The organism is Streptomyces spinoverrucosus (assembly GCF_015712165.1).
Taxonomy (GTDB): Bacteria; Actinomycetota; Actinomycetes; order Streptomycetales; family Streptomycetaceae; genus Streptomyces; species Streptomyces spinoverrucosus_A.
This window is the reverse complement of record NZ_JADPZX010000001.1, coordinates 2,884,668-2,900,406: the sequence shown is the minus strand read 5'-3', so window position 1 is coordinate 2,900,406 and position 15,739 is coordinate 2,884,668. Positions and strand designations below refer to the sequence as shown.

The window sequence follows — 15,739 nt, the reverse complement described above, 5'->3', positions numbered from 1 at the left end:
CCAGTGTTTGGCCGATAGTTAGGCGCGTAGAGCTCGGATGAACGGGTCACTCGCCGACGGGGCGCCGACCCTCACGAGCGCGGGGGCACCTGACGATTTCCGCTACCGGACGACGGGCCGTGGCGGTGATTTGTCCTGTGCTCTCTTTGCGGTGAACCAATGACTTCATAGGAGGAACCCATGCGCGGTGCCAAGAGCGCCAAGTGGGTCGCGGGTGCGATAGTCGTCGCCCTGGCCGCCACTGCCTGCGGCGGCGGCGGTGGTGGTGAGGGTGAGAGCAAGGGTTCCGGACCTGCCGGGTACGTCTCGATCGACGTCGGCGAGCCGCAGAAGCCGCTGATCCCGGCTGACACCAACGAGGCCAACGGCTCGTACGTCATCCAGTCCCTCTTCACCCAGCTGCTGGACTTCGACGCCAAGGGTGACATCGTCTACACGAACGCCGAGTCGGTCACGTCCGACGACTCGAAGACGTGGACGGTCAAGCTCAAGAAGGGCTGGAAGTTCCACAACGGCGAAGAAGTCACCTCCAAGTCGTACATCGACGCCTGGAACTGGTACGCCAACATCAAGAACAACCAGCAGAACTCCTTCTGGTTCCAGGACATCAAGGGTTACGAGGACGTCCACCCGGAGAAGGGTGAGCCGAAGGCCGAGGCCATGTCCGGTCTGAAGGCCGTGGACGACCACACCTTCACCATCGAGCTGAAGTACACGATGCCGTACTTCAACTACAAGCTCGGCTACGCCACGTGGGCCCCGCTGCCCGAGGTCTTCTACGACGACCCGAAGGCCTTCGGTCAGAAGCCGATCGGCAACGGTCCCTACACGTTCGAGAAGTGGGACCACAAGAAGCTCATCCAGGTCAAGGCCTGGGACGAGTACCTGGGCCCGAACAAGGCGAAGAACAAGGGCGTCCAGTTCAAGAACTACACGACGGTCGAGGCCGCCTACAAGGACGTCGTCTCCGGCAACCTGGACATGATCCGCCAGGTCGGCCCGACGGACCTGCCGAAGTACAAGCAGGACCTGGGTGACGGCGCCATCGAGCAGCCGTACGCGGCCATCCAGTCGCTGACCCCGGCGTTCTACTCCAAGACCTTCAAGGACATCGACCCGAAGGTCCTGCAGGGTCTGTCGATGGCGATCGACCGTGACACCATCACCAAGACGGTTCTGAACAACACCCGCACGCCGGCCAAGGGCTTCACCCCGCCGGGCGTCAAGGGCTACCAGAACCTGGACACCGACGTGTTCACGTACAACCCGGCGAAGGCGAAGCAGCTCGTCCAGGAGGGTGGCGGCGTCCCGGGCAACAAGTTCACCATCCAGTACAACACCGACGGTGGGCACAAGGAGTGGGTGACCGCGGTCTGCGAGTCCATCCGCAAGGCCACCGGCGTCGACTGCGTCGGTGACCCCAAGCCGGACTTCCCCACGGACCTGGAGGCCCGTGACAACGACCAGGTGAAGGGCATGTACCGCGGTGGCTGGGTCGCCGACTACCCGGTCAACGCCAACTTCATGAAGGAGCTCTTCCACACCACGGCCGAGGCCAACAACGGTCGATTCTCCAACAAGGAGGTCGACGAGCTGATGAACAAGGCCGACCAGGCCAAGTCCCTCGACGAGTCGGTGAAGGCCTTCCAGGAGGTCGAGAAGAAGCTGGTCGAGTACATGCCGTCCATCCCGCTCTGGTACTACCGCATCAACGGCGGCCACGGTAAGAACGTCGACAACGTCAACGTCGACTTCCACGGTGACCTCGAAGTGTGGGGCGTCACCACCAAGTAAGAGGGACGTCGGACCCCTTCCCCCTCGGCCGTAAACCCGCCGCCGCTCAGGTGGCGGTGGGAGGTGCATGGGGGTCGTCTCCTCACCAGGAGGCGGCCCCCGCACCTGCGTTAACCCCTCACGGAGGCACCTATGGGGCGCTATGTCGCACGGCGACTGCTCCAGATGATCCCGGTGTTCATCGGGTCAACCTTGATCATCTTCTGTATGATGTACGCCCTGCCCGGCGATCCCGTCCGGGCGATGATGGGGGATCAGGCGTACGACCCGACGGTGGTAGCGGGCATCAAGAAGGAGCTCGGCCTCGATCAGCCGCTCCTGCAGCAGTACCTGAACTACATGATGGGGCTGTTCCAGGGCGACTTCGGTACTCAGATAGCCAGTCAGCGGCCCATCGCGGACATCATCCTCGACGCGTTCCCGGTGACGATCAGACTGACGCTCTTCGCCTTCACCTTCGTCACGCTCGTGGGTATCGGCCTCGGTGTCGTCGCCGGCCTGCGCCCCGACACGCTGCGGGACCGCGGACTGCTGACGCTGACGCTGGTCCTCGTCTCGATGCCGTCCTTCGTGCTGGGCTTCCTGCTGCAGTACCTGCTCGCGTTCCAGTGGTCGGTCACCACGCCCACCGTGACCGACTCGACGAACCTCTCCCAACTCGCGCTTCCCGCCATCGTGCTGGCGTCGCTGTCGCTCGCCTACGTCGCCCGGTTGACCCGCACGTCGATTGCGGAGAACCTGCGCTCCGACTACATCCGCACCGCCGTGGCCAAGGGGCTGCCGCGCCGCCGTATCGTCGGTGTCCACCTGATGCGCAACTCGCTGATTCCCGTGGTCACCTTCCTCGGTATCGAGATCGGCAGCCTGATGACCGGCGCCATCGTGACCGAGGGCATCTTCAACGTGCGGGGTATCGGCATCGAGGTCTACGAGGCGCTCAGCCGGCGTGAGGGCGCCACGGTCGTGGGAATCGCCTCGCTGATGGTGCTCATCTACCTCGCCGCCAGCTTGATCGTCGACCTGCTTTACGCGGTCCTGGACCCGAGGATCCGGTATGCCTGACAAGACCGTGGAGAAGCAGGTCGAAGCGCTTCCCGGTGACACCGTGAGCACCGCGGGCGTCGTCGTGACCGACACCGGCCCGGCTCCCGACAAGGCGCGCAGCCTGTGGTCCGACGCCTGGCACGACCTGCGGCGCAACCCGCTGTTCCTGATCTCGGCCGTGCTGATCGTGTTCCTGCTGGTGATGTCGGTCTGGCCGGGACTGTTCACCAGCGCCTCGCCGCGCGACGCCGATCTGGCCAACCACTATCTGGGCGCGCCGAACTGGGGCCATGTCTTCGCCCCGGACTGGCTCGGTTACGACGTCCAGGGCCGTTCGATCTACGCACGGGTCGTCTACGGTGCCCGCGCCTCGATCAGCGTCGGCGTGGGCGTCACCGTCGCCGTCACCATCATCGGCACGGTCATCGGCATGATCGCCGGCTACTTCGGCGGCTGGACCGACACCCTGCTCTCGCGGCTGACCGACATCTTCCTCGGCATCCCGTTCCTGCTCGGCGCCCTGGTGGTCCTCAACTCCTTCGACAACCGCACCGTCTGGGTCGTCATCCTGGCTCTTGCCTTCCTCGGCTGGACCCAGATCGCCCGTGTCGCTCGCGGTGCCGTGATCACCATCAAGCAGGCGGACTACGTGGTGGCCGCCAAGGCCCTCGGTGCGTCGACGTCGCGGATCCTGATCCGGCACATCCTGCCCAACGCGCTCGCGCCCATCATCGTCGTCGCGACCATCGCGCTCGGCGGCTACATCGCGGCCGAGGCCACCCTGTCCTTCCTGGGCGTGGGTCTCGGTGACACCGCCGTGTCCTGGGGCGGCGACGTGGCGCGAGGACGTGAGCAGCTCCGTATCGCCCCCCACACCCTGATCATCCCGTCGGTGATGGTCTCGATCACGGTGCTCTCGTTCCTGATGTTCGGCGATGCTGTACGCAACGCCCTCGACCCCAAGCTGCGCTGAGGGAGGCGTACGTGACCATCATCGATGAAACGGCCGAGAGTCCCACGCCCGACGGCGCGGCCGACGCGGGCCGCCCGCTGCTCGAAGTCCGCGACCTGCACGTGGAGTTCCACACCCGTGACGGCGTCGCCAAGGCAGTCAACGGCGTCAACTACTCCGTCTCCGCGGGCGAGACGCTCGCCGTGCTCGGCGAGTCCGGCTCCGGCAAGTCCGTGACCGCGCAGGCGATCATGGGCATCCTCGACATGCCGCCCGGCCGCATCCCCAAGGGGGAGATCCTCTTCCGCGGCCAGGACATGCTGAAGATGTCCAACGAGGAGCGCCGGAAGATCCGCGGCCGCAAGATCGCGATGATCTTCCAGGACGCGCTGTCCTCGCTCAACCCGGTCCTGACCGTCGGCTACCAGCTCGGCGAGATGTTCCGCGTCCACCAGGGCATGTCCAAGAAGGACGCCAAGGCCAAGGCGATCGAGCTGATGGACCGGGTGAAGATCCCGGCCGCGGCGGCTCGGGTGAACGACTACCCGCACCAGTTCTCGGGCGGTATGCGCCAGCGCATCATGATCGCGATGGCGCTCGCCCTGGAGCCGGACCTGATCATCGCCGACGAGCCCACCACGGCCCTCGACGTGACCGTCCAGGCCCAGGTCATGGACCTGCTCGCGGAGTTGCAGCGCGAGTACCACATGGGCCTCATCCTGATCACCCACGACCTCGGCGTGGTCGCCGACGTCGCGGACAAGATCGCCGTGATGTACGCGGGCCGCATCGTGGAGCGCGCCCCGGTCCACGAGCTGTACAAGCGCCCCGCGCACCCGTACACCAAGGGCCTGCTGGACTCGATCCCGCGCCTGGACCAGAAGGGCCAGGAGCTGTACGCGATCAAGGGTCTGCCGCCCAACCTGCTGCGCATCCCGACCGGTTGCGCCTTCAACCCGCGCTGCCCCCAGGCCCAGGACATCTGCCGTACGGACGTCCCGGCCCTGCACCCCGTCGCCGAGCGGGACGGCAGCGAGCTGGCCGGCCGCGGCTCGGCCTGCCACTTCTGGAAGGAGACGATCCATGGCTGAGCTCAGCAAGACCGACGAGCCGCAGGACGCCACGCCGAACGTCTCCGAGGTCGAGGTCGTCGACGCCCACTCCGAGACGGAGGCGGTCGCCGCGATCGAGGCGCCGGCCGAGCGGGGCGAACCGATCCTGCAGGTCCGCAACCTGGTGAAGCACTTCCCGCTCACCCAGGGCATCCTGTTCAAACGCCAGGTCGGCGCGGTCAAGGCCGTCGACGGCATCTCCTTCGACCTGTACCAGGGGGAGACCCTGGGCATCGTGGGCGAGTCCGGCTGCGGCAAGTCCACGGTCGCCAAGCTGCTGATGATGCTGGAGCAGGCCACCGCGGGCGAGATCTTCTACAAGGGCCAGGACATCACCAAGCTGTCCGGGCGTGCGCTGAAGGCGGTCCGGCGGAACATCCAGATGGTGTTCCAGGACCCGTACACCTCGCTCAACCCCCGTATGACGGTGGGCGACATCATCGGGGAGACCTTCGAGATCCACCCCGAGGTGGCCCCGAAGGGCGACCGCCGCCGCAGGGTCCAGGAGCTCCTGAAGGTCGTCGGCCTCAACCCCGAGTACATCAACCGCTACCCGCACCAGTTCTCGGGCGGTCAGCGCCAGCGCATCGGCATCGCCCGCGGCCTGGCCCTGAACCCCGAGATCATCATCTGCGACGAGCCGGTCTCCGCGCTGGACGTGTCCGTCCAGGCGCAGGTCATCAACCTGATGGAGAAGCTCCAGGACGAGTTCAACCTCTCCTACATCTTCATCGCGCACGACCTGTCGATCGTCCGGCACATCTCGGACCGGGTCGGGGTCATGTACCTCGGCAAGATGGCCGAGATCGGCACCGACGAGCAGATCTACGACCACCCGACGCATCCCTACACCCAGGCGCTGCTGTCGGCGGTCCCGGTGCCGGACCCCGAGGCCCGTGAGCACCGCGAGCGGATCATCCTCACCGGCGACGTGCCGTCCCCGGCCAACCCGCCCTCGGGCTGCCGCTTCCGCACCCGCTGCTGGAAGGCCCAGGACAAGTGCGCCGAGGAAGTCCCGCTCCTCGCGGTCCCCGAGCGCCTGCGCGGCGCGGACACCCCGGCCGCACACGAGTCGGCGTGCCACTTCGCCGAGGAGAAGGACGTCGTCCACGCGGCGTGACGGACCCTTTCACCGGTTCCCGGCACCTCACCCAGGTGCCGGGAACCGGCGTTTTCACCGCTGATTTCACCGCGGTTGTCACCGGCGTTTTCAGGACAGGGCCGCACGCCCCGTCACGTCGTGACCCGCGCCCGCGCCCAGTGGCACGCCACCTGGGCCCCGCCGTCCCCGTCCAGCACCTCCAGGTCCCGCGTCCGGCACGCGTCCGCGACGCCCGCCGCCTCCGCCTCGCCGCTCGCCAGGATCTGGCAGCGGGCGTGGAAGCGGCACCCGGAGGGGATGCGCGTGGGGTCGGGGGGCTCGCCGGTGAGGACCACGGGGTCGCCGGGAGCCTCCGGCACGACCGACAACAGGGCCTGGGTGTACGGGTGTCGCGGTGCGGTGAGCACCTGCTCGACGGCGCCCGTCTCCACGATCCGGCCCAGGTACATCACCGCGACCCGGTCCGCGATGTTCCACGCCAGGCCCAGGTCGTGGGTGACCACCAGCGCGGCCAGGCCCAGTTCGTCGCGCAGCCGCAGCAGCAGGGCGAGGATCTCGCCGCGCACGGAGGCGTCGAGGGACGCCACCGGCTCGTCCGCGACGACGAGTTCGGGCCCCAGCACCAGCGCGCCCGCGATCACGACCCGCTGCCGCTGGCCTCCGGACAGCTCGTGCGGGTAGCGCAGGAAGAAGCGCTCGGGTGGGCGGAGCCCGGCCCGGGACAGGGCCTGAGCCACCGCCTCCCGCTCGTCCCCGTCGTACCCGTGGATCCGCAGGCCCTCGGCGACCGCGTCGTACACCGTGTGCCGTGGGTTCAGCGAGCCGGACGGGTCCTGCAGCACCAGTTGCACGCGCCTGCGGTACGCCTTCAGGGCCCGGGAGGTGTACGTCAGCCGCTCCCCGGCGAAGCCGACCTCTCCCGCGGTCGGTGTCACCAGGCCGAGCACCGCCCGGGCGAGTGTCGTCTTGCCGCAGCCCGACTCACCGACCAGCGCCACGATCTCGCCGGGCCGGATGTCGAGTTCGACGCCGTCCACGGCATGGGCGGGGGCGGCGCCGTGGCGGCCGGGGAAGGTCACGTGCAGGCCCTGCGCGGTGAGCAGCGGCGCCGGTGGTGCGGTCATGTGCGGCTCCTCGCGTCCAGTTCCGCCTCCGGTGCCGTCGTCGTCACATGGACGCAGGCCGCCCTGCGGTCCTGTCCCGCCTCCCGCAGCAGCTGATCCACCGATGCGCACTGCGCCAGTGCCGCCGGGCACCGCGGGTGGAACGCGCACCCCGACGGCAGATCCGACGGATCCGGCGGGTCGCCCGCCAGGCCGCGCGGGGCGAATCTCGACGCCGGGTCGCCGATCCGGGGGAACGCGGACGACAGCGCCTCGGCGTACGGGTGGCGCGCCTCCTCGTAGACCTCCCGGGCCGGACCCTCCTCGACCACCCGGCCCGCGTACATCACCGCGAGCCGGTCGCAGGTGTCGGCGAGGACCGCCAGGTCGTGGCTGATCATGACGAGGCCGAGGTCCTGCTCGGCGACGAGGTTCTCGATCAGGCGCAGGATCTGGGCCTGGATCATCACGTCCAGGGCGGTGGTCGGCTCGTCGGCCACGACCAGCCGGGGGTCGCAGGCCAGCGCCATGGCGATCATCACGCGTTGCCGCTGGCCCCCCGACAGCTCGTGCGGGTACGCGCTCGCCCGAGCCGGCGGCAGCCCCACGTGTTCCAGCAGCTCACCCACCTTTCTGCGCGCCGCCGCCCTGGTCGCCCCGCCGTGCAGCAGGATCGGCTCGGCGATCTGGTCGCCGACGCGGTGCACGGCGTTGAGGGAGTGCATCGCGCCCTGGAAGACGATCGAGGCGCCCGCCCAGCGCACCGCGCGCACCCGCCCCCACCGCATGGTCAGCACGTCCTCGCCGTCCAGCAGCACCGACCCGGTGATCCGGGTCCCGGCCGGCAGCAGCCTCAGCAGGGCCAGCGCCAGGGTCGACTTGCCGCAGCCGGACTCGCCCGCGATGCCGAGCTTCTGCCCCGCCGCCAGCGTCAGGTCCACGCCCCGCACGGCGGCCGCGCCGCCCGGATAGGTCACCTCCAGGTTCCGGACCTCCAGCAGCGTCAACGGGCCACCCCCAGCCTGGGGTTGAGAACGGACTCCACAGCGCGTCCGCAGAGCGTGAACGCCAGCGCGATCACGGCGATCGCGATGCCCGGCGGCACCAGGTACCACCAGTCACCCGAGCTGACCGCGCCCGCCTCGCGCGCCTCCTGGAGCATGCCGCCCCAGGACACCACCGTCGGATCGCCCAGGCCCAGGAAGGCGAGGGTCGCCTCGGCGAGGATGGAGGAGGAGATCATCAGGGTGGTCTGTGCCAGCACCAGCGGCATGACGTTGGGCAGGACGTGCCTGGACATGATGTGCCAGTGCCCGCCGCCGAGCGCCTTCGCGCGTTCGATGTACGGCCGCGACTCGACCGCCAGCGTCTGCGCCCGTACCAGCCGGGCCGTGGTCGGCCAGGTCGTCACGCCGATCGCCAGCACGACCGTGCCGAGCGAACGGGACATCACGGTGGCGAGGGCGATGGCGAGCACCAGCGTCGGCATCACCAGGAACCAGTCGGTGACCCGCATCAGCACGGTGGCGTACGCGCCGCGGAAGTGCCCGGCGGTGATGCCGACCAGCGCTCCGATCACCACCGAGAGCACCGCCGCCAGCAGTCCGACCAGGAGCGAGACCCGCGAGCCCCAGATCAGCAGGCCCAGCAGGTCGCGACCGAAGCGGTCCGTGCCCAGCGGGAACTCGGCGCTCGGGCTCTCCATCGGGCTGCCCGGCGCGTCCGTCACGTTCGCCACGTCGGAACCGACCGTGAGCGGGGCGGTCAGCGCGGCCAGCACGAACAGCGCGAGGGCGGCGAGACCCAACAGGCCCGCGCGGTGCGTGCGGTAGTTCTTCCAGAAACGGGCCGCGGACTGTCGTCGGCGCTGCCACGCGAGCGTCCGCGACCCCGCCGGTGCGGGCGTGTCAGTGGTCGTCATCGGGCCACCCTGGGATCGAGCAGCGGATAGATCAGATCGGCCAGCGTGTTCATCACGATCACCGCGGCCGCGAAGACGAAGAACAGGCCCTGGACCAGCGGGAGGTCGGGCACGCTCAGCGCCTGGTAGAAGAGTCCGCCCAGGCCCGGCCAGGAGAAGACGGTCTCCACGAGGATCACACCCGCCACCGTCCGGCCCAGGTTCACGAAGATCAGCGTCACCGTCGGCAGCATCGCGTTGGGCACGGCGTGCCGGCGCCGGACCAAATCGTCCTTCAGGCCCTTGGCGCGCGCGGTGGTCAGATAGTCGCTGCCCATCTCGTCGAGCAGCGCCGAGCGGGTGACCAGCAGGGTCTGGCCGTACTCGACGGCGACCAGGGTGATCACCGGCAGCACGAGATGGTGGGCGACATCGAGGACGTACGCGAAGCCCTCCTCACCCCCGGACTCCATGCCACCGGTCGGGAACAGGCCCGGGATCGGGCCCAGGCCCACCGCGAACACGATGATGAGCAGCAGTCCCAGCCAGAAGGACGGGATGGAGTAGAGGGTGAGCGCCAGGCCGGTGTTCAGCCGGTCGCCGAGGCGGCCGTGGCGCCATGCCGACCGCGTGCCGAGGACGACGCCGAGCGCGGTGTAGAGGACGAACGCCGTACCGGTGAGGATCAGGGTGTTCGGGAGCGCCTCGGTGATCTTGTCGATGACCGGGGCGCGGAACTGGTACGACGTGCCGAGATCCCCGGTGAGGGCCTTGTGGCAGTAGTCCGTGAACTGCTGCCACAGCGGCAGGTCGAGGCCGAACTCCCGTCGGTACGCGGCGAGTTGCTCGTTCGACACCTGGCGGCCGCCGGTCATGTACTTGACCGGGTCGCCGGGGATCAGCCGGAACAGGAAGAAGCTGGTGACGAGGACGGCCAACAGGGAGACCACGGCGCCGCCGAGCTTGCCGGCGCCGTAGCGCAGATATCCCGTGCCGGAGCGCTCTGTCTTCGTCACCCGTGCGGATGCTGCGTCAGCGGCCATGAACGCTACTCACGGTCCTCGGCGGTCGCCCGCCGCCGCAGCCCGAAGAACACGCCCGCGCCGAGAAGGACCACCACACCGGCCGCGATGCCCACGATCACGCCTGTCGAGCCCGAGCCGCCGGAGGAGTCGTCGGAGGCGGCCGGTACCGCGGACCACCAACTCCAGTAGCCGTCCTGACCGTAGATGTTGCCCGCCTCGGCCGGCATGGTGGTGATCGACTCGATCTGGTCCGTGCGATAGGCCTCGAGCGCGTTCGGGTACGCCATGACGTTCATGTACCCCAGGTCGTACAGCCGCGACTCCATCTGCTTGACGAGGTCCGCCCGCTTGGCCGGGTCGTACTCGGCCAGCTGCTTGGCGTACAGCTCGTCGTACGTCTTGTCGCAGATGAAGTTGTCGGTCGCGCCCACGTCGTCGGGGGTGGCGGGCAGGGCGTCGCAGGTGTGGATCGACAGCACGAAGTCCGGGTCGGGGTTGACGGACCAGCCGTCGAAGGCGAGGTCGTACTCGCCCGCCAGCCAGGGGTCGGACACGTTGTCGAGGCAGTTGAGCGTCACCCCGATGCCGAGGTCGCCCCACCACTCCTTGAGGTACTGGCCGACGGCCTTGTCGTTGGGGTCGGTGGCGTGGCAGAGGATGCGGTAGTTGATCGGCTTGCCGTCCTTGCCGACCCGTTTGCCGTCGCCGTTCTCGCGGTAGCCGGCCTGGTCGAGGAGGCGGGCCGCCTCGGCGGGGTCGTAGGCGAGTTTCTGCTGTGCCGACGGCTTCCAGTAGTACGTCGAGAAGCGCGGCGGGATGTACCCCTCGCCTTCGACGGCGTGGCCCTGGAAGACCTTGTCGACGAGGGCCGTACGGTCGACCGCCATGAACAGCGCCTGCCGCACCCGCTGGTCCAGCAGGGAGGGATGGCCGTCGCCGAACTTCTCGCCGTTCGCGGCCCGCGCGCCCGGGTTGGTGGCCAGGGCGAAGAAACGGCGGCCCGGGGCGTCGTTGACCTTGATGTCCGGCCGGCCCTGAAGCGCCGCCGTCTGAGCGGGCGTCAGGCCGCTGACGAAGGACACCTCGCCCTTCTGCAGGGCGGCGACGGCCGCGTCACCGTCCTTGTAGTACCTGAAGAGCAGCTCGTCGAACTTCGCGGGTCCGCGCCAGAACTCCTTGTTGGGCTCCAGCCGCACATAGCTGTCGGCCTTGTAGCCGGTGAGGACGAACGGACCGTTGCCGACAACGGGGAACTGGGTGTCGTTGTTGAACTTGGAGAAGTCCTTCACCTTCTCCCAGACGTGCTTGGGCACGATCGGCACGTCGAGGGCGGCCATGGTGGCCTGCGGCTTGTCGAGCTCTATGACCAGCTCGGTGGGGCTGGGGGCCGTCACCTTCTTGAAGTTGGTGACGAAGCTGCCGTTGGCGGTGGCGGCGTCCTCGTCGGTCATCATCTTGTTGAACGTCCAGGCCGCGTCCTCGGCGGTGACCGGCTTGCCGTCCGACCACTTGGTGCCGGAGCGGATCGTGTACGTCCAGGTCAGCTTGTCGGCGGACGGCGTCCACTTGGTGGCCAGACCCGGGATCGCGCGGGCGTCCTTGGGGTCGTAGTTGGTGAGGTACTCGTACATCAGCCGGTGGATGCTCGTGCTGACCAGTCGGGACGCCAGGAAGGGGCTCAGCGAGTCCACGCTCTGCGCCACCGCGACGGTGAGGACCTTCTTGCCGTCCGCCGCCGCGGCCTGCGAGGGCGCGGGCCCACCGAGCGGTGCCAGGAGGGCCGCCGACACGGTGAGGACGGCGGCGAGGGTACGGGGCGCGCGGGGTCGGAGTCTGCGGGGGGAGCCGTTCTGATCGTGTCGCTTCATAGGACCTGGCCTCGCGTCATCGCTCGCTCACGGACGGATTCCCGGTGTTTATCAGCGGCGCTCCGGGCCCGTCAATGGCGCCTGCACCCCTGGTGGCCTGCGGAAACGACAAGTTGACCGAACCGAGATCACCAGTGGTCCAGACCTGTGAAGTCTCCCTGGTGACGGGCTGATGCCCGTTTTGGGCGAGTATGGACTCGGACGGGTGGAACCGACATGCGAATGATCCATTCCGGATCGATAGTGGCCGGTAAGGGATCAGCGCGGCGCTGAAGCCAGCGCCTTCATGAGGAGGCACCCCATGCGCAGAGCCACGCACGCCACCTGGGTCGCATGCGCGGCGGCGCTCGCCCTCGTGGGCACAGCCTGCGGCGGGGGCGGCGGCAGCGGTGACACCGGCGCCGTACTGAGCTCCTCCTGGGGTGACCCGCAGAACCCGCTGGAGCCGGCCAACACCAACGAGGTACAGGGCGGCAAGGTCCTCGACATGATCTTCCGCGGCCTGAAGAAGTACGACCCCGGGACCGGCAAGGCCGAGGACATGCTCGCCGAGAGCATCAGGACCACCGACTCGCGGAACTTCACCATCACCGTCAAGGACGGCTGGACCTTCAGCAACGGCGAGAAGGTCACCGCCCGGTCCTTCGTCGACGCCTGGAACTACGGTGCGAGCCTGAAGAACAACCAGCGCAACGCCTACTTCTTCGGCTACATCGAGGGCTACGACAAGGTGCACCCGGAGGGCGGCGGCGAGCAGAGCGCCGAGACCCTGTCCGGCCTGAAGGTCACCGGCGAGCGCACCTTCACCGTGCGGCTGAGCCAGAAGTTCTCCAGCTTCCCCGACACCCTCGGCTACGCCGCCTTCGCCCCGCTGCCCCGGGCCTTCTTCGACGACCACGACGCCTGGCTGGCCAAGCCCGTCGGCAACGGCCCGTACACCGTCGACTCGTACGTCAAGGGCTCCCAGATGTCGCTGCGCGCCCGGGACGACTACCCCGGCCCCGACAAGGCGCAGAACGGCGGCGTGGACCTGAAGGTCTACACCGACAACAACACCGCCTACACCGACCTCATGGCCGGCAACCTCGACCTCGTCGACGACGTCCCCGCCGCACAGCTGAAGAACGTCAAGAAGGACCTCGGCGACCGCTACCTCAACACCCCGGCCGGCATCCTCCAGACCCTCGCCTTCCCCTACTACGACAAGAACTGGAACAGGCCCGGCATGGACAAGGTCCGCAAGGGCCTGTCCCGGGCGATCAACCGCGAGCAGATCACCGAGACCATCTTCCACCGCACCCGCACCCCGGCCACCGACTGGACCTCACCGGTCCTCGGCGAGGACGGCGGCTACAAGGCGGGGCTGTGCGGCGAGTGGTGCGAGTACGACGCGGCGGCGGCGAAGAAGCTGATCGAGGAGGGCGGCGGGCTGCCCGGCGGCCAGGTCAGGATCACGTTCAACGCGGACACCGGCTCGCACAAGCAGTGGGTGGACGCGGTCTGCAACTCCATCAACAACGCCCTCGACAACGACCGCGCCTGCGTCAGCAACCCCGTCGGCACGTTCGCCGACTTCCGTGGCCAGATCACCGACCGCGAGATGACCGGCCCGTTCCGCGCCGGCTGGCAGATGGACTACCCGCTGATCCAGAACTTCCTCCAGCCGCTCTACTACACCAACGCCTCCTCCAACGACGGCAAGTGGAGCAACACGAAGTTCGACGACCTGGTCGACAAGGCCAACGCCGAGACCGACACCGCCAAGGCCGTGACGGCCTTCCAGCAGGCCGAGGAGGTCGTCCGGGACAACATGGCCGCCATCCCGCTCTGGTACCAGAACGGCAGCGCCGGCTACTCGGAGCGGCTGTCCGACGTGCGGCTCAACCCGTTCAGCGTCCCCGTCTACAACGAGATCAAGGTCAGCTGAGGCGGCGCCATGGGACGGTACGTCGTCCGGCGGCTGCTGCAGATGATCCCGGTCTTCTTCGGGGCCACCCTGCTGATCTTCCTGATGGTCAACGTGATGGGCGACCCCATCGCCGGCCTGTGCGGCGAGCGCGAGTGCGACCCGGCGACGGCCGCCCAGCTCAGAAAGGAGTTCGGCCTCGACAAGCCGGTCTGGCAGCAATACCTGACCTACATGGGCAACGTCTTCACCGGCGACTTCGGCACCGCCTTCAACGGCCAGCCGGTCACCGAGCTGATGGGCAGCGCCTTCCCGGTCACCATCCGGCTGACCGTCGTCGCGATCCTCTTCGAGATCGTCATCGGCATCACCCTCGGCGTGGTCACCGGCCTGCGCCGCGGCCGCCCCGTCGACACCACCGTCCTGCTGGTCACGCTGGTGGTCATCTCCGTCCCCACCTTCGTCACCGGCCTGCTCCTGCAACTGCTGCTCGGCGTCGAGTGGGGCTGGATCCGGCCGTCGGTGTCCCCCGAGGCCCCCTTCGGCGAACTGCTCGTGCCGGGCCTCGTCCTCGCCTCCGTCTCCCTGGCCTACGTCACCCGTCTGACCCGTACCTCCATCGCCGAGAACCGCCGCTCCGACTACGTCCGCACGGCCGTCGCCAAGGGCCTGCCCAGGCGCCGGGTCGTCACCCGCCACCTGCTGCGCAACTCCCTCATCCCCGTGGTCACCTTCATCGGCACCGACATCGGCGCCCTGATGGGCGGCGCCATCGTCACCGAGCGCATCTTCAACATCCACGGCGTCGGCTACCAGCTCTACCAGGGCATCCTCCGCCAGAACACCCAGACCGTCGTCGGCTTCGTGACCGTCCTCGTCCTGGTCTTCCTGCTCGCCAACCTCCTCGTCGACCTCCTGTACGCCGTACTCGACCCGAGGATCCGCTATGCCTGACTCCAGGGAACGCGAGGGCGCCGTCGCCGGCACCGGCATGGGCGGGGCGATGGACCTCGCCGCCAGCGAGGCGGAGACGCTTCAGCGGGCGCCCGGCGGCCCGGACGGCGGCGTCCCGACCGGCAAACCCCGCTCCCTGTGGTCCGACGCCTGGCACGACCTGCGCCGCAACCCGGTCTTCCTCGTCTCCGCCCTGGTGATCCTCTTCCTGGTCCTCATCTCGCTCTGGCCGTCCGCGATCACCTCCGGCAGCCCGCTGCGCTGCGACCTCGCCAAGGCCCAGGAGGGCTCCCAGCCCGGCGCCCCCTTCGGGTACGACGGCCAGGGCTGCGACGTCTACACGCGCACGGTCTACGGCGCCCGCACGTCCGTCGCGGTCGGCGGCTGCGCCACCCTCGGGGTCGCGGTCCTCGGCAGCGTCCTCGGCGGGCTCGCCGGGTTCTTCGGCGGCGTGTGGGACTCGATCCTGTCCCGGATCACGGACATCTTCTTCGCGATCCCGGTCGTGCTCGGCGGTCTGGTCCTGCTGTCGGTGGTGACCAGCAACACCATCTGGCCGGTCATCGGGTTCATGGTGCTGCTGGGCTGGCCGCAGATCTCCCGGATCGCCCGCGGCGCCGTCATCACCGCCAAGCAGAACGACTACGTCCAGGCCGCCCGCGCCCTCGGCGCCTCCAACCCCCGGCTGCTGCTGCGGCACATCGCGCCCAACGCCGTCGCGCCGGTGATCGTCGTGGCGACCATCGCGCTCGGCACCTACATCGCGCTGGAGGCGACCCTGTCGTACCTCGGTGTCGGTCTGAAGCCGCCCAGCGTCTCCTGGGGCATCGACATCTCCGCCGCCTCCCCCTACATCCGCAACGCCCCGCACGCCCTGCTCTGGCCCTCCGGAGCGCTCGCGGTCACCGTGCTGGCGTTCATCATGCTCGGCGACGCGGTGCGCGACGCCCTCGACCCCAAGCTGAGGTGAGGTGCCGTC

Annotated in this window: 13 protein-coding genes; 8 read left to right on the top strand and 5 right to left on the bottom strand. The window is 68.6% G+C overall.

The window, feature by feature from the left end; all coding sequences use genetic code 11:
* Window positions 1-180: 180 nt before the first annotated feature.
* The 5 genes from I2W78_RS12930 to I2W78_RS12910 all read left to right on the top strand — a co-directional run bounded on the left by I2W78_RS12930 (window position 181) and on the right by I2W78_RS12910 (window position 6,022).
* Complete coding sequence (locus tag I2W78_RS12930; RefSeq protein ID WP_196459672.1) at window positions 181-1,794, top strand: peptide ABC transporter substrate-binding protein; 1,614 nt, start codon at window positions 181-183, stop codon at window positions 1,792-1,794.
* 132 nt (window positions 1,795-1,926) lie between these two features.
* Window positions 1,927-2,856, top strand: a complete 930-nt coding sequence (locus tag I2W78_RS12925; protein ID WP_196459671.1) for an ABC transporter permease — start codon at window positions 1,927-1,929, stop codon at window positions 2,854-2,856.
* Complete coding sequence (locus I2W78_RS12920; RefSeq protein ID WP_196459670.1) at window positions 2,849-3,811, top strand: ABC transporter permease; 963 nt, start codon at window positions 2,849-2,851, stop codon at window positions 3,809-3,811. Before I2W78_RS12925 ends, I2W78_RS12920 begins: the two co-directional genes overlap by 8 nt.
* Window positions 3,812-3,822: 11 nt before the next feature.
* Window positions 3,823-4,881, top strand: a complete 1,059-nt coding sequence (locus I2W78_RS12915) for an ABC transporter ATP-binding protein (RefSeq protein WP_196459668.1) — start codon at window positions 3,823-3,825, stop codon at window positions 4,879-4,881.
* Complete coding sequence (locus I2W78_RS12910; RefSeq protein WP_196459666.1) at window positions 4,874-6,022, top strand: ABC transporter ATP-binding protein; 1,149 nt, start codon at window positions 4,874-4,876, stop codon at window positions 6,020-6,022. Before I2W78_RS12915 ends, I2W78_RS12910 begins: the two co-directional genes overlap by 8 nt.
* Before the next feature lie 113 nt (window positions 6,023-6,135).
* Here I2W78_RS12910 and I2W78_RS12905 read toward each other — a convergent pair whose 3' ends face one another.
* Genes I2W78_RS12905 through I2W78_RS12885 form a run of 5 tightly spaced genes read right to left on the bottom strand, consistent with a single transcriptional unit; the run spans window position 6,136 to window position 11,900 of the window.
* A complete protein-coding gene (locus I2W78_RS12905) occupies window positions 6,136-7,128 on the bottom strand; it encodes an oligopeptide/dipeptide ABC transporter ATP-binding protein (protein ID WP_196459664.1) in 993 nt (330 codons plus the stop codon).
* The gene (locus I2W78_RS12900) at window positions 7,125-8,114 is read right to left on the bottom strand and encodes an ABC transporter ATP-binding protein (protein WP_196459662.1); all 990 of its coding nucleotides are present in this window, start codon (window positions 8,112-8,114) and stop codon (window positions 7,125-7,127) included. Before I2W78_RS12900 ends, I2W78_RS12905 begins: the two co-directional genes overlap by 4 nt.
* Entirely contained in the window at window positions 8,111-9,028 is a 918-nt protein-coding gene (locus I2W78_RS12895; protein ID WP_196459660.1) for an ABC transporter permease, read from the bottom strand. Before I2W78_RS12895 ends, I2W78_RS12900 begins: the two co-directional genes overlap by 4 nt.
* A complete protein-coding gene (locus I2W78_RS12890; protein ID WP_196459658.1) occupies window positions 9,025-10,050 on the bottom strand; it encodes an ABC transporter permease in 1,026 nt (341 codons plus the stop codon). Before I2W78_RS12890 ends, I2W78_RS12895 begins: the two co-directional genes overlap by 4 nt.
* Window positions 10,051-10,055: 5 nt before the next feature.
* The gene (locus tag I2W78_RS12885) at window positions 10,056-11,900 is read right to left on the bottom strand and encodes an ABC transporter substrate-binding protein (protein ID WP_196459656.1); all 1,845 of its coding nucleotides are present in this window, start codon (window positions 11,898-11,900) and stop codon (window positions 10,056-10,058) included.
* Between the two features lie 301 nt (window positions 11,901-12,201).
* On the opposite strand from I2W78_RS12885, the gene I2W78_RS12880 reads away from it, so the two are divergent.
* From I2W78_RS12880 to I2W78_RS12870, 3 genes are read left to right on the top strand one after another with little or no spacing between them, the layout of a single operon-like run.
* Window positions 12,202-13,827: a peptide ABC transporter substrate-binding protein gene (locus tag I2W78_RS12880; RefSeq protein WP_196459654.1), complete on the top strand. Its 1,626-nt coding sequence runs from the start codon at window positions 12,202-12,204 to the stop codon at window positions 13,825-13,827.
* Window positions 13,828-13,836: 9 nt separating this feature from the next.
* Entirely contained in the window at window positions 13,837-14,760 is a 924-nt protein-coding gene (locus I2W78_RS12875) for an ABC transporter permease (RefSeq protein ID WP_196459652.1), read from the top strand.
* Window positions 14,753-15,730, top strand: a complete 978-nt coding sequence (locus tag I2W78_RS12870) for an ABC transporter permease (protein ID WP_196459650.1) — start codon at window positions 14,753-14,755, stop codon at window positions 15,728-15,730. Before I2W78_RS12875 ends, I2W78_RS12870 begins: the two co-directional genes overlap by 8 nt.
* Window positions 15,731-15,739 lie beyond the last annotated feature (9 nt).